At 48.3% G+C, this 23,795-nt stretch carries 28 protein-coding genes and 3 tRNA genes; 5 read left to right on the forward strand and 26 right to left on the reverse strand.

What is annotated here, in order from left to right:
* Positions 1 to 2: 2 nt before the first annotated feature.
* From deoR to uvrY, 8 genes are all read right to left on the reverse strand, one after another.
* Complete coding sequence (gene deoR / locus ACOZIO_RS21605) at positions 3 to 767, reverse strand: DNA-binding transcriptional repressor DeoR (protein WP_129951866.1); 765 nt, start codon at positions 765 to 767, stop codon at positions 3 to 5.
* 83 nt (positions 768 to 850) lie between these two features.
* Positions 851 to 1,510 (reverse strand): metallophosphoesterase, encoded by a 660-nt coding sequence (locus ACOZIO_RS21610; RefSeq protein WP_129951867.1) that lies wholly within the window; start codon positions 1,508 to 1,510, stop codon positions 851 to 853.
* Between the two features lie 757 nt (positions 1,511 to 2,267).
* A tRNA-Leu gene (locus ACOZIO_RS21615) sits at positions 2,268 to 2,353 on the reverse strand.
* 11 nt (positions 2,354 to 2,364) lie between these two features.
* Positions 2,365 to 2,438: transfer RNA gene (locus ACOZIO_RS21620), tRNA-Cys, on the reverse strand.
* 58 nt (positions 2,439 to 2,496) lie between these two features.
* Positions 2,497 to 2,572: transfer RNA gene (locus ACOZIO_RS21625), tRNA-Gly, on the reverse strand.
* Between the two features lie 148 nt (positions 2,573 to 2,720).
* Positions 2,721 to 3,269: a CDP-diacylglycerol--glycerol-3-phosphate 3-phosphatidyltransferase gene (gene pgsA, locus ACOZIO_RS21630; RefSeq protein ID WP_129951868.1), complete on the reverse strand. Its 549-nt coding sequence runs from the start codon at positions 3,267 to 3,269 to the stop codon at positions 2,721 to 2,723.
* A gap of 56 nt (positions 3,270 to 3,325) precedes the next feature.
* On the reverse strand, positions 3,326 to 5,161 hold the full coding sequence (uvrC, locus tag ACOZIO_RS21635) for an excinuclease ABC subunit UvrC (RefSeq protein ID WP_129951869.1): 1,836 nt from the start codon (positions 5,159 to 5,161) through the stop codon (positions 3,326 to 3,328).
* 7 nt (positions 5,162 to 5,168) lie between these two features.
* A complete protein-coding gene (gene uvrY / locus ACOZIO_RS21640) occupies positions 5,169 to 5,810 on the reverse strand; it encodes a UvrY/SirA/GacA family response regulator transcription factor (protein ID WP_129951870.1) in 642 nt (213 codons plus the stop codon).
* 737 nt (positions 5,811 to 6,547) lie between these two features.
* Between uvrY and ACOZIO_RS21645 the strand changes: the two genes are divergently transcribed.
* The 3 genes from ACOZIO_RS21645 to ACOZIO_RS21655 all read left to right on the forward strand — a co-directional run bounded on the left by ACOZIO_RS21645 (position 6,548) and on the right by ACOZIO_RS21655 (position 7,814).
* On the forward strand, positions 6,548 to 6,772 hold the full coding sequence (locus ACOZIO_RS21645) for a DUF2594 family protein (RefSeq protein WP_015697982.1): 225 nt from the start codon (positions 6,548 to 6,550) through the stop codon (positions 6,770 to 6,772).
* Between the two features lie 106 nt (positions 6,773 to 6,878).
* Positions 6,879 to 7,052 (forward strand): hypothetical protein, encoded by a 174-nt coding sequence (locus ACOZIO_RS21650; protein ID WP_165383693.1) that lies wholly within the window; start codon positions 6,879 to 6,881, stop codon positions 7,050 to 7,052.
* Positions 7,053 to 7,055: 3 nt separating this feature from the next.
* Positions 7,056 to 7,814, forward strand: a complete 759-nt coding sequence (locus ACOZIO_RS21655; RefSeq protein ID WP_129951871.1) for an AraC family transcriptional regulator — start codon at positions 7,056 to 7,058, stop codon at positions 7,812 to 7,814.
* Here ACOZIO_RS21655 and leuA read toward each other — a convergent pair.
* Both leuA and ACOZIO_RS21665 read right to left on the reverse strand, forming a co-directional pair.
* Positions 7,801 to 9,471, reverse strand: coding sequence for a 2-isopropylmalate synthase (leuA, locus tag ACOZIO_RS21660; RefSeq protein WP_421595708.1), 1,671 nt, complete (start codon positions 9,469 to 9,471; stop codon positions 7,801 to 7,803). The genes ACOZIO_RS21655 and leuA overlap by 14 nt on opposite strands.
* Positions 9,472 to 9,776: 305 nt before the next feature.
* The gene (locus tag ACOZIO_RS21665) at positions 9,777 to 10,199 is read right to left on the reverse strand and encodes a hypothetical protein (RefSeq protein WP_235173145.1); all 423 of its coding nucleotides are present in this window, start codon (positions 10,197 to 10,199) and stop codon (positions 9,777 to 9,779) included.
* A 223-nt stretch (positions 10,200 to 10,422) separates the two neighbouring features.
* Between ACOZIO_RS21665 and ACOZIO_RS21670 the strand changes: the two genes are divergently transcribed.
* Positions 10,423 to 10,671, forward strand: a complete 249-nt coding sequence (locus tag ACOZIO_RS21670) for a hypothetical protein (protein ID WP_129951873.1) — start codon at positions 10,423 to 10,425, stop codon at positions 10,669 to 10,671.
* 43 nt (positions 10,672 to 10,714) lie between these two features.
* Here ACOZIO_RS21670 and ACOZIO_RS21675 read toward each other — a convergent pair whose 3' ends face one another.
* Positions 10,715 to 11,845 (reverse strand): glycosyltransferase family 9 protein, encoded by a 1,131-nt coding sequence (locus tag ACOZIO_RS21675; protein WP_240783428.1) that lies wholly within the window; start codon positions 11,843 to 11,845, stop codon positions 10,715 to 10,717.
* Between the two features lie 804 nt (positions 11,846 to 12,649).
* Between ACOZIO_RS21675 and ACOZIO_RS21680 the strand changes: the two genes are divergently transcribed.
* On the forward strand, positions 12,650 to 13,723 hold the full coding sequence (locus ACOZIO_RS21680) for an acyltransferase family protein (RefSeq protein WP_421595709.1): 1,074 nt from the start codon (positions 12,650 to 12,652) through the stop codon (positions 13,721 to 13,723).
* Here ACOZIO_RS21680 and ACOZIO_RS21685 read toward each other — a convergent pair.
* The 15 genes from ACOZIO_RS21685 to ACOZIO_RS21755 form a co-directional block, all read right to left on the reverse strand.
* The gene (locus ACOZIO_RS21685) at positions 13,716 to 14,129 is read right to left on the reverse strand and encodes a tail fiber assembly protein (RefSeq protein ID WP_217139257.1); all 414 of its coding nucleotides are present in this window, start codon (positions 14,127 to 14,129) and stop codon (positions 13,716 to 13,718) included. The genes ACOZIO_RS21680 and ACOZIO_RS21685 overlap by 8 nt on opposite strands.
* Entirely contained in the window at positions 14,129 to 14,977 is an 849-nt protein-coding gene (locus ACOZIO_RS21690; protein WP_420803776.1) for a hypothetical protein, read from the reverse strand. The genes ACOZIO_RS21685 and ACOZIO_RS21690 overlap by 1 nt, the downstream gene beginning before the upstream one ends.
* Positions 14,959 to 15,624, reverse strand: a complete 666-nt coding sequence (locus ACOZIO_RS21695) for a DUF2612 domain-containing protein (RefSeq protein ID WP_217139258.1) — start codon at positions 15,622 to 15,624, stop codon at positions 14,959 to 14,961. Before ACOZIO_RS21695 ends, ACOZIO_RS21690 begins: the two co-directional genes overlap by 19 nt.
* Complete coding sequence (locus ACOZIO_RS21700; protein WP_421595710.1) at positions 15,621 to 16,820, reverse strand: baseplate J/gp47 family protein; 1,200 nt, start codon at positions 16,818 to 16,820, stop codon at positions 15,621 to 15,623. Before ACOZIO_RS21700 ends, ACOZIO_RS21695 begins: the two co-directional genes overlap by 4 nt.
* Entirely contained in the window at positions 16,820 to 17,173 is a 354-nt protein-coding gene (locus ACOZIO_RS21705) for a hypothetical protein (protein ID WP_421595711.1), read from the reverse strand. The genes ACOZIO_RS21700 and ACOZIO_RS21705 overlap by 1 nt, the downstream gene beginning before the upstream one ends.
* A gap of 1 nt (position 17,174) precedes the next feature.
* Positions 17,175 to 17,927, reverse strand: coding sequence for a Gp138 family membrane-puncturing spike protein (locus tag ACOZIO_RS21710; RefSeq protein ID WP_421595712.1), 753 nt, complete (start codon positions 17,925 to 17,927; stop codon positions 17,175 to 17,177).
* Positions 17,928 to 17,982: 55 nt separating this feature from the next.
* Positions 17,983 to 18,429: a hypothetical protein gene (locus ACOZIO_RS21715; protein WP_421595713.1), complete on the reverse strand. Its 447-nt coding sequence runs from the start codon at positions 18,427 to 18,429 to the stop codon at positions 17,983 to 17,985.
* Positions 18,430 to 18,431: 2 nt separating this feature from the next.
* The gene (locus ACOZIO_RS21720) at positions 18,432 to 18,683 is read right to left on the reverse strand and encodes a hypothetical protein (RefSeq protein WP_421595721.1); all 252 of its coding nucleotides are present in this window, start codon (positions 18,681 to 18,683) and stop codon (positions 18,432 to 18,434) included.
* Positions 18,684 to 18,760: 77 nt separating this feature from the next.
* Positions 18,761 to 19,843 carry a hypothetical protein gene (locus ACOZIO_RS21725; protein ID WP_421595714.1) on the reverse strand — a complete coding sequence of 361 codons (1,083 nt, stop codon included), beginning with the start codon at positions 19,841 to 19,843 and terminating at the stop codon, positions 18,761 to 18,763.
* Positions 19,844 to 19,846: 3 nt separating this feature from the next.
* Positions 19,847 to 20,149: a phage baseplate plug family protein gene (locus ACOZIO_RS21730; RefSeq protein WP_217139265.1), complete on the reverse strand. Its 303-nt coding sequence runs from the start codon at positions 20,147 to 20,149 to the stop codon at positions 19,847 to 19,849.
* Positions 20,146 to 20,760: a phage baseplate protein gene (locus ACOZIO_RS21735; RefSeq protein ID WP_421595715.1), complete on the reverse strand. Its 615-nt coding sequence runs from the start codon at positions 20,758 to 20,760 to the stop codon at positions 20,146 to 20,148. The genes ACOZIO_RS21730 and ACOZIO_RS21735 overlap by 4 nt, the downstream gene beginning before the upstream one ends.
* Entirely contained in the window at positions 20,760 to 22,745 is a 1,986-nt protein-coding gene (locus tag ACOZIO_RS21740) for a transglycosylase SLT domain-containing protein (protein WP_421595716.1), read from the reverse strand. Before ACOZIO_RS21740 ends, ACOZIO_RS21735 begins: the two co-directional genes overlap by 1 nt.
* Entirely contained in the window at positions 22,735 to 22,857 is a 123-nt protein-coding gene (locus ACOZIO_RS21745; RefSeq protein ID WP_235173148.1) for a DUF6889 family protein, read from the reverse strand. Before ACOZIO_RS21745 ends, ACOZIO_RS21740 begins: the two co-directional genes overlap by 11 nt.
* Positions 22,858 to 22,922: 65 nt before the next feature.
* The gene (locus ACOZIO_RS21750; RefSeq protein ID WP_421595717.1) at positions 22,923 to 23,348 is read right to left on the reverse strand and encodes a phage tail assembly chaperone; all 426 of its coding nucleotides are present in this window, start codon (positions 23,346 to 23,348) and stop codon (positions 22,923 to 22,925) included.
* Positions 23,349 to 23,351: 3 nt separating this feature from the next.
* Positions 23,352 to 23,792: a DUF3277 family protein gene (locus ACOZIO_RS21755; protein ID WP_217156537.1), complete on the reverse strand. Its 441-nt coding sequence runs from the start codon at positions 23,790 to 23,792 to the stop codon at positions 23,352 to 23,354.
* Between the last annotated feature and the right edge of the window lie 3 nt (positions 23,793 to 23,795).

Genomic DNA, 23,795 nt, shown 5'->3' on the forward strand with positions numbered 1-23,795 from the left:
CGTTAAACCAGCAATGCAATATCGGACTGCACACAAAAATCGAGATAAGCCTGTGGTGGTTCAGCATCGCTGACCACCACATTAAATCGTGCGAGGGGTGCGATAGCGGCGGGCCTGACCTGATCAAACTTGCTGCTGTCAGCAACGAGAATACTCTGCGCTGAGCGTTCTATGGCCTGATGTTTCATCAGTAACTCATCAAAATTAAAACACGTCACACCGTGCCCGATCGTGACGCCCGCAGCGGAAATAAAAGCTTTCGCCGGGCGGATAAAGTCGAGCTCACTGCTGCGTCCGAGAGGCGTAAAAATGCTGTTACTGGATTTAAACGCCCCACCGCACAGGATAACTTCGCAGTGAGGTTTTTCCTGTAGCGCAAGAAAGGTATTCAGCGAATAGCAAATGGCGGTAAACACCCGGTCATCGGCAATATTTTCAATGACATAAGGCATTGTTGTACCGCAGTCAAAAAATACCGTGTCATTATCCTGGATCAGGCTGGCCGCGCGGGCAGCAAGGCGTTGTTTCTCAGCAATATGGCGTGTTTTCTGTTCACTGATAAAGTAATGCGTCGCCGGATTATTTTTCGGATCAATAACAATATAACCGCCAAGCAAAATTACCGGCGCAGGGGCCGCGCTGAGGTCCCGACGGACCGTCATTTCCGAAACATCAAGCAGTAAGGACGCTTCTTTAAGGTGAATTTTGTCGGTCTTTTTTAATGCCAGCAAAAGACGCTGGATCCTGTCTTCACGCTTATTTTCCATGATGCTATCTCACGCCTTCCCGGTTCGCAGCCGCCCACTATACCGCTGCCCGCCAGCCACCGCAAACCCCGCTAACACTGACATTACTGCAACTGACGAAGTGTCAGATAACCGCCAAACACAGCACCCGTATCAATATAAAACTGATTGGCAAATTGCATGGCAGACTCGACCGGCGTATGTCCAAAATAAAATTCATCAGCGCCCGTAATCGACTGAAAACGACCGGCCAACGCATAATTCACACGGTCACGATTCCAGATAACTTCATAACCATCCATAGGTTTACCGAAAACATATTCGCCGGAAGGATAATCAGCATGAGCCACTACGATGTGCCTGCCCGCACGGGTGGTGAGTTCGAGGATATGTGGCAGCTTGTCAGCCTGTAAAATCAGCGCTTTTGCCTGTTCCTGTTGCTCCTGATCAAGTGCATAAAACCAGTCTCCGCCATTACGTAACCAGCGCGAGATATTCTCTTCGTGTATGGCATCAATCGCCATCTGCTCGTGGTTTCCACGTACACAGGCGAACCAGCTTTCATTAAGCAGTTTCAAACAGCCGATACTGTCAGGCCCACGATCGGCCAGATCGCCCACCGATAACAGCAGATCACGGTGGGGATCGAAAGCCACTTTCGCCAGTTTCTCCTCAAGCAGACTCAGGCAACCATGCAAATCGCCGACAATATAAATGTGTCTGTATATTGAACAATCAATACGCTGGTACAGAGCAGAAATCATACTTGGCAAAAATCCATAATCGGAACGAATACCTTAAGTGTAATGCAAGATGATGAGGAGAAAAGCGGAGAAAAGTGGCAGAAAACTTTCCTCTTCTCATCAGCGGCTTGTGCGCTCTCTACACTGAGTTGGCGCTGAAATCCACTGATAATTAAATTATCGTTAAGTAACTGACGCCTTTTTGTGCTAGACTATTGCCCGCTCTAAGTAAAACCGGAGGTTTTATGAGTTCCACAGTTTTAAGCGCTCAAGACGAGTGTCCGTTGTGTCAAAGCACGAATAAGACGTCGGTTAATATGTCGGCGAAAATAGTTACTGTGACCTGCACTTCTTGTGGCCGGTACAGTATCTTCCGCAAAACCATGGAAGAGATCTCAATCGACAGGAAGAAACGCGTTGCTCTGCAGGCGTTTTTCACCAGCCAGCCTAACTACCATTTGCCGCTATCAATCAGGGCATTGAGCAACACTGATTCATCGGGTGAATTCTGACCCTAAAAACGCCCCTCGGGGCTGTTTTAATCTCTGTTTTCTTCATCCCTTTTAATTTAACATCCGACACCGTGTTCAGAATATTTCATTCTGTCTGAGGCCGTGTGCGTGAAGGATGTATCGAAGAAACACTTAAGGCCCCTGTACAGGTGGCCTTTTTTATTGCATCAGCAAGGCATGAATTTCAGGCATAAAAAAACCACCCGAGGGTGGCTATAAACGACATTACTACTTGTATTGCTTTTGATTATTCGGTTAATTTTCCATGGTACCCGGGACGAGACTTGAACTCGTACAGCCATAAGCCGAGGGATTTTAAATCCCTTGTGTCTACCGATTCCACCACCCGGGCTCCGGGAAAATTGGAGGCGCGTTCCGGAGTCGAACCGGACTAGGCGGATTTGCAATCCGCTACATAACCGCTTTGTTAACGCGCCTTAAATCTTACTACTTGTCTTGCACTTAAACCAATTCAACAATCAGTTTAAGAAAATTTGGAGCGGGAAACGAGACTCGAACTCGCGACCCCGACCTTGGCAAGGTCGTGCTCTACCAACTGAGCTATTCCCGCTTTAATCAGAACATACTGATTTTTTTAACTAATCTTTTGGCACAAGACTGGCTGCCTTCCGATGCGTTGCATTCTACTGACCTGACAGATTGAGTCAATAAAATTATCTGCTTCATGCGATCGTTTGACGTTTTTTGCGGCAGTTTGATCAGGGTTCCAGCAAATCATGGCGCGCAGCGTTCAGATATTGGAACATTGACCAGAAAGTCAGCACTGCCGCAATATAAAGTGCAACGACACCCACCCATACCACGATGGCATCAGGACGCCATAACAGCGCGACCAGCGACAGCATTTGCGCTGTGGTTTTCACTTTACCGATCCAGGAAACCGCCACACTGCTGCGTTTGCCAATCTCAGCCATCCACTCACGTAGCGCGGAAATAATGATTTCACGGGCAATCATGGTGGCGGCCGGGAGAGTAATCCACCAGGAATGAAAATACTCAGCCACCAGCACCAGCGCAATCGCCACCATCACTTTATCGGCGACCGGATCAAGGAATGCACCGAAACGCGTCGTCTGCTTCCAGCGGCGAGCCAGATAGCCGTCAAACCAGTCTGTCACGGCAGCAAAAACGAAAATCAGCGCACAGGCCATTGATGCCCACGGATAAGGCAGGTAAAAGGCCAGCACGAAGAACGGTATCAGTACAACGCGGAACAGGGTAAGGCACGTAGGTATATTAAATTGCATAGCGAAGGTAACTGTTTGTCCGGTGTGGATATTATGAGTATGTTGCTACATTGCCCTTAGTGTTTCAACGCATTATGAATCTTTTCTGCCAATGCGATTGAAATACCCGGTACCTGCGCAATTTCCTCTACGCTGGCATTCAGTAATGGCTGAATGCCTCCCATGTACTTCAGTAAAACCTGACGCCGTTTCGGTCCGACGCCTTCAATTTCTTCCAGTGCGCTGGTCGTACGGACTTTTGCACGTCTCTGCCGGTGGCCGGTAATGGCATGGTTATGCGAATCATCACGAATATGCTGGATGAGATGTAACGCCGGTGAATCCGCAGGTAACGCGATCCCTTCACCTTCTGGCACAAAGAACAGAGTTTCGAGCCCGGCTTTACGATCCGCACCTTTCGCAATACCAATCAGTAAAGGTTTAGATTTGTCCCACTCTACATTCAGCGAATGAAACACATCCAGCGCCATGCCGAGTTGCCCTTTACCACCATCAATAAAAATGACGTCAGGAATTTTATTATCATCGAGCGCTTTGCCATAGCGACGTTGCAGTACCTGCGCCATCGCCGCGTAGTCATCGCCGGGCGTAATACCGGTAATGTTATAGCGCCGGTATTCAGAACGTACCGGACCATTGCTGTCAAAAACCACGCAGGACGCGACCGTCTGCTCGCCCATAGTATGGCTGATGTCGAAGCATTCCATGCGGTTAATTTCCGCAAGATGGAGTGTTTTTGCGAGTTCTGACATCCGCTGATGGATTGTCGACTGCTGCGCCAGTTTGGTCGTCAGCGCGGCAGAGGCATTGGTGCGCGCCAGTTTCAGATAACGGGCACGGTCACCCCGTGGTTTACTCTGGATTTGTACTTTGCGCCCGGCCAGTTCGCTGAGCGAATCGGCCAGGAGATCTTTTTCCGCCAGACTGAAATCCAGCAGAATTTCACCGGGCAGTGTCCGTTGCTGACTGCCCTGCAAATAAAATTGTCCGACGAAAGTTTGCACCACTTCGCCCAGATCGGTGCCGCCCGGTACTTTTGGAAAATAACTACGGCTGCCTAATACTTTGCCCTGACGGATAAACAGAACGTGCAGGCAAGCCATGCCTGAGTCGAAGGCCACGCCAATCACATCCAGATCTTCGCTGTTACCCGACACGAACTGTCGTTCTGTCACACGGCGTACAGCCTGGATTTGATCGCGTATCCGTCCGGCATCTTCAAAACGCAGCGTTTTACTGGCCTCTTCCATGCGGTTGACGAGTTGCGTGACCACCTGCTGGTCTTTACCGGAGAGGAAAAGGCGCACATATTCCACCTGATCTTTATAATCCTCCTCACTCACCAGCCCTTTGACACACGGCCCCAGACAGCGGCCAATCTGATATTGCAAACAAGGACGTGAACGGTTGCTGTAAACGCTGTTTTCACACTGGCGTATCGGGAAAAGTTTTTGCAGCAGCGCCAGTGTCTCACGTACGGCATAGGAATTCGGAAAAGGCCCGAAATACTCGCCTTTGGCGTGCTTAGCGCCGCGATGTACTGACAGTCTTGGATGGTTATCCGCGCTGAGGAAGATCAGCGGATATGACTTATCATCGCGCAACAATACGTTATAACGTGGCTGATAAAGTTTGATGTAATTATGTTCAAGAAGCAGCGCTTCGGTTTCCGTGTGGGTCACGGTGACATCAATTTGCGCGATGTTTTTGACCAGAGTTTCGGTTTTACGGCTGGAAACCTGGACGCGAAAATAACTCGAAAGACGTTTTTTGAGGTCTTTGGCTTTACCTACGTAGATTACGGTGCCGCTGGCGTCATACATTCTGTAGACGCCCGGCTGGCTGGTAACCGTTTTCAGAAAGGCTTTTGGGTCGAAACGCTCATCACTCACTGCCTGATTAAGTCTCCGTGTTGAATAAACCGTGTCGTATTGCCAGATGTGTTAACTCAACATCACCGCTGATATTTAATTTACTAAACATCCGATAACGATAACTGTTAACGGTCTTCGGGCTCAAGCTAAGTTGTTCAGAAATTTCATTGACCTTTTGCCCTTTAGTGATCATCAGCATGATCTGCAGTTCACGCTCGGATAAGGAATCAAAAGGCGTTTCGGACTGCGGTTCAATCTGGCTTAATGCCATTTGCTGAGCAATGTCGGAGGCAATATAACGCTGACCCGAGTCAACCAGACGAATGGCATTGACCACTTCCTGCGGAGCCGCCCCTTTGCTCAGGTAACCGGAAGCCCCCGCCTGCATTACTTTGGCTGGCAGCGGATTTTCAGTATAAATCGTTAAAATGATGATCTTGATACCGGGGGAAAAGCGGACGATTTTTTTGGTCGCCTCAAGCCCGCCAATACCTGGCATATTCATATCCATCAGGACGATATCAACGTCATTGGTCCGACACCATTTGACGGCATCTTCACCGCATTGCGCCTCACCAACAACTTTGATGCCTTTGATATCTTCCAGAATGCGTCGGATCCCTGCGCGCACCAGTTCGTGGTCATCAACAAGAAGAACGCTAATCAAAGAGAATTCTCCAAAAAATAAGGGCAACACACCGTCAGGGACTTCACACTTGTCTTACGTAAACCTACGTAGCGAACATTAAATTTGCTCTCAGACAGCTTATAAATGAAGAGAAGGTGACAAATAAGAGGCCAATATCAACAAACTCGCCCCACTACCGCTCATCGGTAGTATTTTTAAAACAGAAAGATACTGTGATTTATTATAGCCTGCGTATTTTACTCTATCAGGCGTTCCTGACCAAGAAATGTCTGCAAAAAACTAGTTTGCTGAATGTAAATGAGAAGTACAATCACCGGCCTTAATAAATTATAAAAAATACCTTTCTAATCAACGGTGAACCAGGGAAATTTGCGTTCTTCTTTAGACTGTAAGAAAATAACCGCCGGTCTTTTCTCTTACCTGAAACTCTCTTTACACCGGCCTGACTATTTAAGCGTCAGCACCGTCCCTTCATATATCTATGATATATCCAATTATTATTTGTGATCGCACGAATTGCCGATGGCTTATATGAATAACTCTGCACATAAACATGAAAGACTCTCAACCACTCATTATGTTTAGTATTCTTTACTCACTGTCAGAAAAGTCTATATGCGGGCACATCGCCGCGCATTTTAAGCATCCTTTCTGACGCTGCCCTAAAACATGCCATCTATGCTAAAATGCGGCCACTTTTCACCGGTTCAGAATTCAGTACGCTGCCTGACAGCATGCCTGAGGAGATAAAAATAATGAGTAATTGCGATTTTACAACGGAAGCAAACGTTGAAACACTGGCTACAGAAGTTGCCTGCCTGAAAGCTACCCTGACCCTGATCCTGAAAGCGATTGGCCAGGCTGACGCCGGTAAAGTGATGCTGAATATGGAACGTTTTGTCGCGCAGATGGAAGACGAACAGCAGGCTGAAGTGTTCAAAAATTCCCTGCAGCAAATTAAATTCGCTTACCGCCAGTAATGCTTTTTCAGAGTCTGTCGCCTGGCAGGCTCTGCCTTCTCCTTCCGGTTATCCCCCGTAATGTCTGCTATAATCAAGCCCTGATTCATTCAATGAGGACATACGCATGAGCGATGAAAATAATAAAGAAAACAAAAGCAAAGCCGATGAAGTCCATGTCAGTGACGGGCTGGGCGAACTGTTTGAAGTTTCGGAACAACTGACTGAAGAAGAAATTGAAAAAGCGGCAGAAGAAGCCAGGCAAGCCGTAGAAGATGCCAAAAAACAGAAACATCATTGATCAATGCATCACAACTTCCTTGCTCCGCATCAGGCGATTGCGCCTCTGGCCATTGATTATCAACATGGCGACAGCGAACCCGCCCACAGTCACAACTGCTCACAGCTGATTCATACGCTATCCGGCATTGTAGAAGTGCATACGTCACTCGGCACCTGGATGGTGCCGCCCGGGCGGGGAGTCTGGCTGCCTGCCTATGTTGAACATAGCCTGCGTTTTATCGGTGGTGTCAAGGCCCGCACACTGTTTGTCGATCCCCTGGCCCGTGCTGATTTACCTGCGCAATGCCAGGTAGTACAGATTTCTCCGCTGCTGCGTGAATTGATTTTATCATCGCTGACCATTCCGGCCGATTATTTGTCCGGCGGGCGCGATGAACGCATCATGGAATTATTACTCGATGAACTGCGTCTGTTGCCGACGCTGCCCCTTTACCTGCCGGAACCAAAAGAGCCGGAGCTGACCGAACTTTGCCAACAGATCCGTGCAGATCTGTGTTCATCCTGGGAGCTGGAAGATGTCGCGCAGCGTCTGGATATCAGCAGCCGCACACTTTCGCGCCGTTTCCAGCGCGAAACCGGATTACGTTTCAGTGACTGGGTTCGTCAGGCAAAATTGCTCGAAGCGCTGAATCAGCTTGCTGCGGGGATTTCCGTTATTGATGTGGCGCTGGCACTCGGCTACGACAGCCCGAGTGCCTTCAGTGCGATGTTTCGCCGGTCACTCGGCGTCTCACCCAGCGAATATTTTAATCAGCCATAACAGCACTGGCTGCATTGAACAGCGCCTGCAATGAGGCGCTGGACACATCGCTGTCGATGCCTACGCCATAATAATTTTCCCCCAACCGCCCGCGACAACTCAGATACGCCACAGCACGACTGTGACTTTGATGCCCCAGCGTATGTTCGTGATAATCACCGATTTCCAGTTGCACGTCGTAACTGCGACGCAGCGCATCGGCTGCACCGGACAGCAAACCGTTACCGCTACCGGCGATATGCTGTTCTTCATTGCGATAACGGATCCGTGCACTGAAATGGCAGACATTTTGCTCATCGCTGCGAATGTCGTAACTCAGCAATTTTACCACCGGTTGATCGGTTAATCCGTAACGCTGACGGAACAGCCGCCAGATATCGCTGGTGCTCATTTCCTTGCCATGCGTATCGGTTTCACGTTGCACCGCTTTGCTGAAATCAATTTGCAAACCACGCGGTAATTTCAGCCCGTGATTCTGCTCCAGCAACCAGGCCGCTCCGCTTTTCCCGGACTGGCTGTTAACGCGGATCACCGCTTCATAGCTGCAACCGACATCCGCCGGATCTAAGGGCAGGTACGGCACGCGCCAGACAGGGCTCTCCGTCACTTTCTGTGCAGCAAACCCTTTTTTGATGGCATCCTGATGCGAACCCGAAAATGCCGTAAATACCAGTTCACCGGCATACGGATGTCGCGGATGGACAGGCAACTGGTTGCATTCTTCCACTGCCTCGACAATCGCCTGCAAATTGCTGAAATCCAGCTGCGGCGCGACGCCCTGAGTGTAAAGATTCAGTGCCAGCGTCACGATATCCACGTTGCCGGTGCGTTCACCGTTACCGAAAAGGCATCCTTCCACGCGGTCGGCACCGGCCAGCATCGCCAGCTCTGCACAAGCTACCCCGGTTCCGCGATCATTGTGCGGATGAACACTGATTGAAACCTGTTCCCGGCGGCTGAAATGGCGGCAGAACCATTCAATCTGGTCGGCGTAAATATTCGGAGTACTAACCTCCACGGTTGCCGGTAAATTAATGATCATCGGCCTTTTAGCGCCCGGCTCCCAGACACCCGCCACGGCTTCACACACTTCCAGTGCAAACTCCAGTTCGGTGAAACAGAAGGTTTCCGGCGAATATTCAAATGTCCATTCTGTCTGCGAATATTGCCCGCACAGTTGACGGATCTGCTGAGCGCCGCGAACCGCCAGCTCGCGTGTTGCGGCCTGATCCTGATTAAATACCACTTCACGAAATACCGGTGCAGTCGCGTTATATAAATGCACGATGGCGCGCGGTACATCTTTAAGCGCCTCAAAAGTGCGGGCAATCAGATCCGGGCGCGAAGGTGTCAGAACCTGAATCACCACGTCATCCGGAATGAGCCCTTCTTCAATCAGGCCCCGGACAAAATCGAAATCGGTTTGTGAAGCCGAGGGAAACGCCACCTCAATCTGCTTAAAACCACACTTCACCAGCAAATCAAAAAACTGACGCTTACGGGCATTATCCATAGGTTCTGCCAGTGCCTGATTACCGTCACGCAGATCACTTGAACACCATTGCGGGGCTTTATCGAGGATATTTCCCGGCCACCGGCGGTCAGGTAAATTCACCGGCGGGAAGGGACGATACTTTTGCGATGGGTCGTTTAACATACGATTCTCCATTTATCATTGAGGCTGCGGTTATGTTCCGTTAAAGCCATAGTACGCAAACGATAAATGCCTGCGCCTGACTAACTGACAGCAACCCCCGCAAAACGGACAAAAAGAGAATGATCAATGAATCAGCGTCATGCTGATGTGGCGGGAAGAACTGCAATGTGACTCGGCGCAGGGCTTTTATTTCCGGGATCGCGGCAACATAGCCCGATCTCCGGATGGCCAACGTCTTATCTCTGATGCCAATGTATAGTCTGTGCACCTAAAAAAAACCCGCACTCGGCGGGTTATTTATTGTGTTATTTATTGCTGCTGCCTGCCGGCCGGATGTTATAGGTTCCGAAGAAACTACGATCCGTTTCCAGGCTGATGCTTTTACCGTTCGCATCTACGGTAATCGAACCCGATGTTTTAGTCAGTGCACAGGCAATGCGAACATCAATGGTGCGTATCCCGTTCGGCACATTCAAATCCACGTACTGATTAAAATGCAGGGAAGCCACGGTCTGTCCGTCTAAAAACACCATCAGCGGACACGTTTTCTCAAACGGCACAACTGACCACTGTTCTAAACGGTGTAAACGGATATGGGTCTGCCCTGCCGGCGGGGTCGCGCTGGCGTTAGCGAAAGATGACTTAACCTGCAGCGTCGGTTCATAAGGATTGGCTGCGCACCCGGCTAAGAATAAAGCCGCCAAGGCCACCAGTGTTTTTTTCATCATTATCTCCCTGAGTTTATGAACGAATGATAGCAGTGTGCGCGTGGCGGGCAACAAAAACCGGCAGGTGCAGGTTACGGAATGTCCGCAACCTTCAAAAGTCATCTCAATCTGTGACATTAGTACAAAAAAACATCACCCGAATTGCTAATAGCCAGCTACTGGTATTTGATATTCTTGTTAAGATTTTTCCGATCAGACGTTCAACTCAGTTTCAGGAATACCTATGTACAGTTACACACTTATCGCCCCCGCCGGGATCGTAAAAGCCTACGAAGAAGAATTCCGCGAAAAAGGGATTGAGTTACTGGTTGCCAAACAGAATCGTTCGGAGACGGTCGTCTTACGCAGTGACCAGTTCACCGAAGAAAGCACATTTATCACGCATGTTCATTTATTGATCTTCAGCCTGTGCATGCGCGTACAAAAACAACTCAAAAATGGCGATAGCCCTAATACGACGATTATGTACTGATTTTTCTTCCCTGCGACTTTTCATGTCGCAGGGAAGAACATCATCAGCCCTCACTCAGGCATTTTTCAACAACTGCATTGTAGACTTCCTCAACGGTGATTCTGTCCATCGGATGTTTCAGCTGGTGGGATGGGTCATTTTCGACAGGTGGCCTGTAAATAACCTTGTGCAATTCCGGGTTTTGATAAGGCCCGTTTTCGTCGGGTGAATTAAGCACGAACAGACTGATGGTCTTCGTTTTAGCTGCAATCGCTAAATGAAGCGGTCCTGTATCATTAGTCACTAAAAGATCCATCGCATCGATCACTGACAACAACTCCGGCATAGTTGTTTTTCCCGTAATATCAGTAAATTGTGCTCCGTGCGCCTCTTCCATCCTGGCAATAAAACGCTCTGCGATCTCAGTTTCGGCGGGTGAACCAATCAGGATCAGATGAAAAAGCGGTGACGTTTCAATTAACAGCTTGGCCAGACCTGCAAAATGTTCTACCGGCCATCGGTGCGTCATTTTAGATGCCCCCATTTGCAGCCCGATAAGGATCTTGCCAGGTTTTTTATCGAATGCAGGAATCCGTGCAGGTATAAACATCTCCGTATTATCAGGTTTGCTGCCCAGCAAACTGACTAAATCAAGTTTTCTCTGAATAATATGCTTCGATTGCCCCCGGGTAATACCAGACAACCACTTCTCCATACCTGCAGGTTCATTACGGTAATAATCTTTAAATATAAATTCACAGCCCGACATGATGGAAGCGATAATATCATAAGGGGCGCGGCTATGAAGAATAATGGCTAGTTGAGGCTTTTCTCTTCTCAGAACAGAGACAAGTTTTTTCATGTCACTGTAGTGATTATCCATAGGAAGAACGCGATCAAAATTGTCACCGGGCTCAACCAGCTGTGAATTTTGCTGGCTGGTAACAAGAATAATCCTTGCTGCAGGATAACGTCGTCTTACCGCCCTTATGGCCGGCGTACTGAACATAAAATCACCCAGCCGTTTTGTAGAAAATATCACTACCCGCTCAAAGTCATGCTCTTTATCAAATGACGTTATATTTCTCAGATTTCCTGCACACTGGCTATAACACGACAGCAAAACATTGATTAATTTGATTCTGATATTTTTCCAGGACACGTACAAACCTCTTTTTAGCCAGTCAATAGCCAACAACATCCGCTTATAAATCAAACAACCGCTGACTCTCACAAAGGAATAATTTTAAATTATCCTTGCGTCAAAACCGGCGTGCCGAATTGTCAGGTATATTACTATCCATTTTATAAAAATGGCATTATACGGCAAATGAGGGAAATAGTGCCTGGGAAAGAGGGATTATGATTAACTCATTGATTTAAAAATTGTTGGTGGGTCGTGGCGGGTTCGAACCGCCGACCAATTGATTAAGAGTGCGTAGAACCACCCTCTAAATCATCAACTTACCGCAAGTAGCCTCGCTCACACGTCCTGACATGCAAAAAGATGGCAAGCGTAGTTAACCTCGTCATTTCATATGCGTCCCACCTTTGTCCCAGTCACTTCCGATATGAGATGTCAAATCACATAACCCATGTTTTTCAGAGAGTAACATTTATCTTCTCCATGATGGTCTGTGTAATCACGGAAGTAAGTTTGATAGCGCTCGATCCACGCATTCACCTCCTGCTTTGACCAGAAGTGATGTAAGCTTCGCTAACTCTGAAACGAATCGAGCCGTCGTCACAACCTGGCCGCGCTTATGATCTCGCGTGAGGCTCCTGACGAATGCCTCTCTGATGTCTGAATTCTTTGGCATAGCCCCCTTAAAAATTCTGTTCATGCATACAGTGCAATCACGATGATTTTAAATTGTGAAGCGGGAAAAGCCGGAGAAATCTCAGGTACCTGAGCAGCAACGAAAGAATGGGTGAAGAAGGTTTCTTGTAAGGGGCCTTGTTGCTACAATCTTGAGACAAAACTCAAAGGTATAATTTCATGCGAAGACTTAAAGGACTCAGCGGCATTCGCGGTTTACTAGCTATTTTTGTTGCATTGTCTCATTCATATAGTCACTTCACTGGCTGGGGGACTGGATTTAACTTCTTCAGGAACGCAACATTCGCAGTTGATATTTTTTTCATTTTATCTGGTATAGTTCTTTATTATAACTACAAAGAAAAAATATCTAATAAAAAAATTGGTGTGATTTCTTTTTTAATTGTTAGATTTTTCAGACTTTATCCTTTACATATATTTGCAGTTTTACTAATACCACTCTGTCTATTCATATCCCAGGGCGAATTTTTTCCTGAGTGGATCGGCACACTATCAAAAAGAGGTGTAGTAGGAGATCTTACGCTTTTAAGTAACTTGGGGGGTATGAAACCATTTTTCAATCCGCCAACCTGGTCTATTTCGACTGAATTTTATATTGGTTCTATTATTGTACTTTTAGCATGTTATTCTTTTGTATTTGTTTTTATCGCCTTAATAGCTTCTGTGATTTTATTTTATATCACAGGCGCCAATGTGGGTGATATCACGCAAAGTTACTATACAATAATTTCTGGTGGCATGATTAGATGTTTATTCGGCATATCGCTTGGGATACTTTCACATTCAATTTCAAAATTGCTTTTTGAAAAATACCCATCTTTTAATAAAATTTATAAAGCGTTGATTTATATTTCTTTCTCAACCTTATTAGTAATTATCGTTGGCGTTAAACTTTCAACGCTACAATACTTCGCAGCTATGATAATAATATCACTCGGCGTGGGATTACTGCCACTAGTTGACAATAAACTTACGGATTTATTTGAAAGTAACTGGTTGTATGAGGCTGGTGAAAGATCATACTCGATTTATCTCCTTCACACGCCTGTAATATATATTTTCCTTATATTTAAAGGCGAGAGTTTAAATCACAACATAGCATTTGCAACGCTAGCTGTTTGCGCTACCGTTGCAATTTCTGGACTTGCACATAGATATATAGAGAAGCCATTTATTAATTTATCAAAAAGACTTATAATAAAAGGCGTTACACCAGTGAATAAAACTAAATAGGTTGGGATGGCCAATTTATGCTTGGGGCTTTAGTTACATCGATAGAGTTAACTTTCTGAGCATAAATCATCCATAAAGTTAGAGTTTTTTTGTCATCATCTGTAATAATTCCCAACGAAAGCTGGGTTTGCCATATTTTGGTGACCTCATTGATTGACTCTAGGATTTGTGATTTCTGTCTTTCAGCTTCTGAAACAAGCTCCTCATAAGTCGCTGCGGGTTCCACTGGAGCGACAAATGAACCGTTAGCATAGGTATAACCCGTTTCAACTTGTGTATCAGCGGTTAACTCAACCGATGTTACTCCTTCGCCAAAGTCAATTTCATCACCATCCCAGACAACAGTGTTGATAACCTGACCATCTTTTATTAGGGCGAAATTACCCATCATCATTGCCATCGTCATTATGCGTACTCCTCGACAGTCACATAGCCAGATGCCCCTTTACCTGAGGCATACGAATTATTACCACCGGCCCCACCTCCTCCTGGGAAAGATCCATCGTCACCTTTTAGATTAATGTGAGGAGCTGCCGTAGAAGAAGAGAACGAAGCACCACCCAATCCAGCGACACCAGGAGTTAAAGAACCCTGAGATATATTTGCCGTGAAATTAATAATATTCCCTCCAGAACCAACCCCACCACCTGATGTTTGTATCGATCCTGTTCCTCCTGTTGCTGTTATAATAGAACCGAAAGACGACTGCCCACCAGCGCCACCTGATCCCGTTACTCCTGCTGCGACATTTACGCCACCTGCACCAACAGTAACCGCCAGTGTCGTTATCTCTGTTGTAGAAAAGAATCCTTCTGCGTATCCACCACCACACCCCCCCCCGGCAGCCTGACCAGATGTAGCAGTATTAGCCCCGCCGCCGCCGCCGCCCCACACCCGAACTCGGATATGGTTGGAACCCGGTGTTTTTGTATATGTTCCTGAGGAGGTAAATGACTTAACGGCCAATAGCCGTCCAGTCACTGCACTTTTCAGGCTTGAAAGGACAAGCGCTGTATTGCCATCATCAAGAACATCGACAAATGCACTATCAGAAATAAACTGCGCCAGAACACTCGCCATTACCGTTCCCTGACGCAATGCCTTATTGATCTGCGCAGATGAAGCCTTCCCCGACTGAAACCCGAATGTCAGCGCCGCCAGTGCCTCATAATCTGCTTGAGATATGACGTTTGCCCCGCTGCCAATCCCAAACGGTTTAAAGTTATTTGTAGACATTATAAATAAATCCCCCATGCGCCTTCATCAAATCCGGCGATATAGTCATTTTCCAGATCGAAACCAAAGAACTCAGCCCCAACCGATGGAGTAAGAATTTCGCCGGAATAAACTCCAGCAGCTTTTACTGTTAAATACCCTTGCCTTATTGCAGCAAGTAATTCTAATGAAACAGACTCTATTCCATCTGGAGCAAATACCCAGATGGAAACAGTCATGTCCTGGTTGTCGATGATTTGCATCTCTAAACCAGAACCTTTTAATGCGGTATCAAGAATAGCAGGCAACGTTTCATTCGTTCCGCCCCAATGGTTAATTGCTATTTTCGCTTTGAGAATGATTCGATAGGTATCATCGCTCAGGTTCGTAAATCCAGCGTCAGGATCGTATGGCCCCTGCCATACCCCCTGATCGAATCCCAAACCATCCATGTCAAAGGAAAAATAGATGCCAGATATTGGCTGGCTTACAACGCGCGTTCTGCCAATCCACTTACCGAGAATGTCCAACTGCACGCCGATTGCTTCATCAATATCAAATTCAGTAATGAATGAAGTCATCGCGCCAGCGACGTCAGTCAATGGACGAGTTATCAGGTCTATGTGATCAACAAAAAGTGGCTTTTGACTGTGGTAGTTAGTGATGAGGTCGGTATATTTACTCATGGCGTCACCGTAATGCTGATGTTATTTACATCACACGTCGCCGACTCGCTGTAACCAATAATTATATTTGCAGCAGCAACCGAACCGGTGCTTTTGCCAATCTGCAAGCTGGTGATGTCGTAATATCGGCTTTCCCCGCCGCTCACTACCCCTAGATTTGCAGGTGAATAAACCCGGCTCAAAAGAACGTCATCGCCGATGGTCAGCGCATTTATATACGCGGCGATGGCTGTTTTGATATCAGCTCCGATTTGCGAGGTGTACCCCGTAAATGCCTGAAGAGAAATAGCGATATAAACGGGTACTGGTACCGGGCGGTTAAACCCAATTACGTGAGGATTCCCGTATTTATCAGCGACGGTTATTTGCGTGGTGCCATTCGGAGTAACGCCTTGCCCCTTTTTCAACTGGATTGTTGTCGCTATTTCGGTCGCATCACCACCGTCGACGACGGCAGTTATTGAATGCGGCGGCAGCCCGTTGGCATCCACCGATCCCGTGTCATTTTCATAAAGCTTATGGCGCGTCACCCCTGAAATGTTGGCGATGGCACCATCCAAAGCATCGAACGGCGTCACTGACGCCAGCGCCACGCTCTGGGCCTGCCGGATACGCAACGCCGCGTCAGTTTCAGCAACTGAGCCAACGGTGGCCGCATTCGGGTTTGTGACCGATATCCATCCGCGCGTTGGCGTATTAATGCCGGTGACAGTGCCTGCCAGTGCGGCAACAGCGCCAGAAGTTGCACAGGTTGCTGTCACCAGCACAGTGCCATCAGTGCCAATAACAACAGAAGTGGGCAACGTCCAGATGATGCTGTTCGCATCTCTGGCTGAACCGTTTGTGATTTCAAGACCGATGGTGCCGGTGATCAGCAGATCAACCGTTGAGTTGTTCGCCGGATCGCGATAAATCCCGTTTATTTTCACGTTGCTGGACAGCCCGTTACCGATCCCGGTTGCCGGAGACTGACCGTTATAGACAGCAATGGCCGTGTTGTTCGCATCGTGAATGCCCAGCGCATAGAGAGCGACCATCTGCCCGTCTTTACTGTCAGGGTCTAAATAGGCGTCGGTACCGTAAATCTGCTGAAAGTAGCCGGTTAACGTGGTGAGGATTGTCTGGTAATCAGGTGCGCTGATCCCCTGAGCTGTTACCGTTGCCGATAACCCCAGTGTGTCAAGATTGAGAGCCATTATGCCTCGCTTGTTACTTTGGCAGTCCCGTAGATGGTGTCGATGGTCGCCGTAAACGTAACGCGCCTTGTGGTGCTGTTTACGGACGTATCAAAGGAAATAATTGAGCTGACACCCTGCGTTTGCAGAATATGCTGGCGGATAGCCAGGTTATAAACATCAGGACTCTGCTTTCCGAGAACTGACTGGATGTAAGGCGTTCCGGCGGTCGTATCGAGGAACCATTGCCCGCGCCAGAGTAAGAAGCGCGTTTTTACCGCCTGCGCCACCGTATCCGGCGAGTTAATCAGAAACGTGTTATCCCCCCGGCCAAACGTGTAATCCCCGTCAGCATCTTCGCGTCGATATCTCATATCAGTTCACCTTGTCGGTATTCCCGCTGCCCGTCTGGACGCCGCCGTGCGTATGCTGATCGCTGATGTCTTTGCCGTTGGAAGTCAGCGAGCCGATAAATTTGATGGCGCCGGTGATCGTTGCCGCCGTGCCGGATGCAATGGTGCCGACCATGCCGCCCATCCACGTTAAAAGGCCATGGATAGTCACGGCCGCCGAGAACGTGGATTGCGGCGCCGTAACGTTGAATCCGCCAGGGGCGACGATATTAATCGTTTGTGTGGCCGGATTAAGTTCGAAATACGTCGAACCGTCGTCACTGCGCATCTGTGCCGTATTGGTGCTGATGCCGCTGATTTTCTGCGCCTGAGACTGTGGTCCGACAATGGCAAAGGCATCAGATAAATCATGCTGCCGAGGGTCCACCGGCTCCTGAACGCCGCCGCTCTGCCACCAAAAGTCGATGCAGCGATCGGAAAAAATGACCAGGCATTCATCGCCAGCTTTAACCGGGAACGTCAAAGTTACCCTGCCGCCGCGCGGGAAAATCACCGGGACATCCAACAAAAGCGGGTAATCATTGGTGCTCTGATTACCATCATTATCAGTCTGAACATATCGGATAGCTGGTTGCACGACACAGGTAACGGATTCCGGGTCGAACGACTGGATGATCCCGGGCATAGCCACACGTAACTGGTTATTGATTTTATTACGCTCAGTTTTTAGAACTTCAGCAAGATCACCAGTTCGCACTTGATCTGACACGGCCATTTCAATTTCTCCGGGCAATAAAAAACCCGCACTCAGCGGGTTAAATTCGATTTGTTTAGCGTCTGGGGATTATTGTTTCTGCCCAGCAGCGACAATATCCATTTTTACATTTTATACCTTCTCCGGGATGTCCAGTTGCCGGAGGACTACTCCATTTAAACCTTTTACCATCGTTCTTATTACATTCATCACAGCAGTCATCCCCATGCCAAATGTAACTTGTGGAACCTATGCGCTCAGCCTTAACCCTATCTGCTTTTGCTAACTTTCTGAATTTATTTCCAAGTGCCTTTTCTTTCTCGTCGCCATCTTTAGTTTTCTGCGATTTTGAATTCCCACTCCCTTTTATATGGTTTGCTTTAGATTCTTGTATTCGATTACCACAACCCAAAGAATCAGATAAGGCACCGTCTTTTCTATTTTTATAAATCCTCAGGATTGCAGGGATCTTAAATATTCCATACAGAGCTATCGCAATAAGTAGAAAATATCCTGAGTTCATTATTATTTAACCTTACGGCAAGGGAAGGAACCGATTACCCTGGTAGCATCCATACTCGCCTGCAATAATTCAACATTGAGCCATGCTTTACCGTCGCGTTTTATGAACTGAAATCCGTAGTTATTACCATCACTTGCTGGCATTAGACTCATATCCATTTTTATATTAGCGTAGTTGCCTTTTTCTCCCAGAAAAGTAACCTTCTGCGAAGTTACGGTGTCGCCGTTAATGATTGTCATGCCCTCCCCCGTCATGCGGAAATCACCGCATTGAATGTCTGCAACACAGGGAAATGCAACAACAGATAACAAAACTGCAGCAAAATGTTTTATCACAGTCCTTTCTCTCTCGCTGATTGGCTGGTTAGATCGGCAGCATCGCGCGCAGCACACATCATATCCATGTACCACGCCTGCCCCCTCGTCTCGCCAGTGTACATTATGCCCCGGACAATATACACGCCGTCCGTCGCGAGGCTTGCCGTGTTCGACTGGCTCACTGGCAGGGTGATCGTAGAGTTCCCATTTTCAACAGTCGCCGAAAATGGTCCGTTCGACAAACGCAGATCACCTTCAGGTATTGCAACCTGATTAATTAGAACTTCCGCCTGATTAAGCCGGATGAGGCTGTTTACGTGAATATTGGGGTTAATCAGGCATCTGACATTAACACCCTGCCCGATTGTCTGCTGAGGCATCCCAATCAGACCTGTGGAGCTGTTCAATTCAATAGCCAATGACTCATCAGGGATGGAATTGGTCATTACCCGAACGCCGCCCACCATCATCCAGGTGCCGCGGCATTGATTGGCCACGTTATCCATCAGATCCCGGGTCATCCCGAACAGCACGCGCCCGCGCGGGAACACAGTCGGTGGCATTGTCACCTGACTGTTGTCCTCGGCAATGCCATATGGGGAAAAATCTTTCATCACCGCTTTATTCATGTCAGCGACGGTATAACCCGCCGACAATGTGGAACCGGACATCGCTGAAATGAAGGCGTTATCCGAGTCAGCCGCCTGAATCAAAACATAGGTGTCAGTCGGATTTTCCCGACCGGTCATTGAGTAACGGATATCACCGTTAAATATCAGGCCGAAATTTTCGTTACCCGACTGACCAACAGCATCAGCAGAAGTAACATTCCGCGCCACTCCAGCCTGTCTCTGGTTGACCACCGGCGCGACACCGTCATAACCAGCGATAATCCTTACACTTGAGAATTCCTCTTGTAGTATCCGCTGTACAGTATTTTTTGACAGATTGTAGATAGTGAAGGTGGCGATCCTCGTCGCGCTGCTAATGTTGAACCAGTCAATTTTAAAGCTAACTTTAAAATCGCTGAGGTCGATCCCCTTCCCGTTTTTATCCAGTAACTGCAGTTCAAAATGACGCATCCAGTTCTGTGGCATGTGTTACTCCGTGACGATGAGGAGGTGCGATTGACTTCCGAGATCAGACTCAGTTGGATTTTCCTGTCCGCTAACATCGCAAATGACCACCAAAGAAAAACCAAAACCAAGATATTGGTATTGTGCCAGTAAGTCAGCGCCGGTTATCAGAGGGATGCCAAACACTAACGGGGAGTTGGTTGAATCCGATATATCAAGCGCCCAGAATGCCCCACGCCAGTTAACCTGCATCTGATACTGAACCCCGAGGATGGTTATTGAGAACTTTTGATTGTTCGCAGATAGTGGTATTTCAGTTGTGTTCATTTCACAGGAACCCCGATAAATGAAAGCACACCACCGATAAATCCACCGGTGGCATTATTTAATTTCCCCACGATTGATTCATTTGGCTTGGTGGGGGTTTTAACACCGGAGTTCTCAACGGCTGAGGTATTAACACCCTCTGTCATGTTCGACTTATCCGCAACTTGGACAGTGCTTGTTGAGGTAATTATGACCTCACGCAGCGTCAAAACTGCCATTAGCACATTTTCGCTGGTCCTATCAGTTGTCACCTCGACGTTGCGCAGAAGCATATTCTGATAAAGACGTTTCCCCGTAACGACATCAAAAGGGGTTCGCTCGCGCTGTAATTTGATGATATTTTCATAAACCTCGCGCGGACTTAGCCCAAGAGAGCCGGTTGCAGTTGAAACATCCGCGAAATCAAACAAGTAACCTCCGCCAGCGAAGCCCAATTCCATTACCACTTCAGCAGGACGCCTGTAGGCATGATCAGAAATAGCCGCCCCAACCTCCACAGGGTGCTCGGTTATTTCAAGAGCATCGGAATGCTTTTCGGATATCACCACATCAGGGATAATAATCCCGATCCGCCGACTCTGTAGATGGAATAACGTAGAAATGATATCCATCACCCTCTCCCGTTCTGATTGGTTCTCATAACCTGAGCGTTTGCTGAGACCTGTCGTTGACCGACTTCCCTGCCAATCTCTTTCGGGTCCCCACCATAAATGTAATAGGTGTTATTTTGCTCAAGCTTATGCGTGGTATGCCCTGGCATATTACTGAGCACTTTCGGCACGTATTCCCGCGTCTGCTGTGGCATCAGACCCATTCCATATTTCTGGACGTTCCCGATCCCCCAGTTATACGAGGCCAGCGTTTTATCCAAATCGCCGCCGTTCGCCTTAAGCAACTGCGCCAGATACTTGGCCGCCGCCTGAGCCGATTTAATCGGGTCGAAAGCCTCATTGCCACGCAACCCCAAATCTCTGGCAGTCCCCGGCATGAGCTGGAATAAACCCTGAGCGCCCGCACCAGATACAGCATTTGGATTACCGGCAGATTCAGTAATCGCCACGCTTTTCAGTAAACCATCAGGCAAATGATAGAGCGCTTCCAGCTTATCCAGCGTAGGGCTGAGCCAGCCGAGGAGGGCTGCGCCTTCTTTGGTTGGCCTTGGCTTTCCAGATGCCATGCCGCGTGAAGGGAATAAACCCTCATTCCCAGCATGAAGGCTGAAATCAAGGCCCGTTACCTCTTGGATCCAGCTAGAAAGGCTAAAAGGAGTTTTTTCTTTTTGCCTGTCGATAAGATATTGGCCGACAGAGACGCCTCTCTTTTTTGCCTCATCCTCAACCGAACCTACTTTATTCCATGCGTTTATTGCTGCCATTGCTGCGAGAATTGGCCCGAAGCCTTTACTGACCCGAAGGATACCTGACAGCATTTTGACGGCCCACGCACCAGCAACGTAGGTGGCTAATCCTTTCAGTACGTTATTCCAGCCACCAACAGCCTTAACCCCTTCACCTAACCATGAAATAATGGTTTTAATAGCAGCAATAGCCTTCTCAATATCCGGCTCCCATTTAGCCCAATCAATCAGGCTTTTACCGCCCTCTTTCCATGTTTTATAGTCGTCGTAGAGAAGGAGTATTCCACCAGCAAGCGCGGTGATAATGCCAATCGGAGATGTGAGGAAAGCGCTGTTGAGTAATTTCCAGGCAAAGACAAGGGCACCGAATATCTCAATAAGCTGCTGAGTCCCCTTATCGAGTTTGTTCCACCACTCCCAGATATCCCCCGCGGCCTGAATCAGCCGGTACGCGACGCGCCCGATAGTATCCGCCAACCAAAGCAGTCCTTTAACGCCCCGCGTGATGGCGTCTTCAATTTTTGGGAAATTATCGAGGATTTGCTTTCGCAGGTTATCGATCGAACCTGCAAGTCCGTCAGCGAGATTAGAATCGATCTGATCTCGCGCCATTCCGGCCATTTCCCCCAGCGAACGTAACGAGGTCATAAACCGGTTGGAGGCAGCAGCAGCCTGGTCAGGATTAAACCCGATGGCACTTTTCATGGCGTTGTACTGACCCATATACTCGCTGATGCCTCGGCGCATTGCCATCAGCGTGTTTTCATCAATGCCCAGCATCTGCGCATATTGGTTTGCGCGCGGATAAGACATTTTGCTGAGTTGCTGGCCAACACCGGTAAACACGGCCGACATATCACGCATGTTGCCGCTGGCGTCGCGCGTCTGCACGCCCAGGCGATTCAGGAATCCTTCCGCACCTGGGTTATTGCGCATAAATCGCGCCAGGCTTTCCAGCGAACCGCGCGCGGCTTCTGCGTTGGAACCTGTCTGTGATGCCGCATAACCCAGCGCTCTTATCCCTGCGACGCTGGCGCCGGTACGCTGTGATGCCCAATAAAGGTCATCCAGACCGGCTGCAATTTTCAACACGGTCCCGGCAGCTGCTTCAACGACCGTACCCAATTTCAGCACGTTCGCCGTCACGCCAGCGACCACATTTTCAAACTTTCTCGCCCCGACATCATCGACATCAAATCCCAGGGAGATCAGGAAATCTTTCAACGTTTCAGCGTTCATTATCCGCTCTCCACCTGGCTATTCGCGCCTCGTTATCGTTTTCCATTTGCAGGAAATCATTCATCATTGCGATATCACACAGATCAATCACGCCCGATTTCAGGTCCTTCATGTCGAGATGAAAAACCTTAGCCGGGCGCAGAATATAATCCAGATTGTCAGGCAATGAATTGAGCGCTATTCCACCGCCTCCTCTGGCGTCGGCGTTATAGGGAGTTCTCGCAAAAAATTTCCCAGCGAGTCGCCTACCACACGACCAACGATTTGCAGCATATCGACCATGTCCATATCATCGAACGCCAGTTGATCACCCTGCATCACCGGCACCCAGCCTTTCATGTGCTTACGCGCCGTCACAGCCAGGCAGGGGAAGATCACCGCGTTGGCGTCTTCATCGCTCAAATCAGAAAGAGACTGAGCAATTTTCGGCAGCACCCTTTCCATGATGCTGGCCGAATCCTTTTTTTCCGCCAGCGCTTTAATGGCCTGAAAATCTGAGAGCATCCCGGAGAGCACCGGCAGTAATTTGCGTGAGACTTTGAATTGGTCAAACACGCTCAGTTTGGCAATGCGGTAGGCATTGCCTTTGATTTCAAATTCCATTGGTTAAAACTCCCCGAGAAGTTCATCGATTTTACCGCAGTCAAACACCCAGGTGACGGTACCAGCTACTTTCGGGTTTGCGTGATCGGGCTGCTTCTGGAACGCCACTGAACGCGCAGTAACCAGATCGCCGGAAGCTTTGTTGCGAACAACAATCACGTTATTCCCCCATGCGGCAGAAGACAGGCTCTGTGCGTTGTACATCAACGACAGTTTTTTATTCACCGGTGATGTTTTCAACAAAACCACGCTGATCGTGCCGCTTTTACCTGCATGCAGGCTGTGCATCACTTCGCCATCAGCACCCGTTGTCATGGTGTTTTTGGCTTCAGCCATCGTTACGGTGATACCTTCATCGGCATTCGCCGAGCCGTAGCCCAGATCAACAATGCCGGTCACGCCAGACAAGGACGCCGAAACGTCCGAAAAGCTATAGGTTGACATGCT

It is taken from the genome of Rahnella sp. PD4 (assembly GCF_049199325.1).
GTDB lineage: Bacteria > Pseudomonadota > Gammaproteobacteria > Enterobacterales > Enterobacteriaceae > Rahnella > Rahnella perminowiae.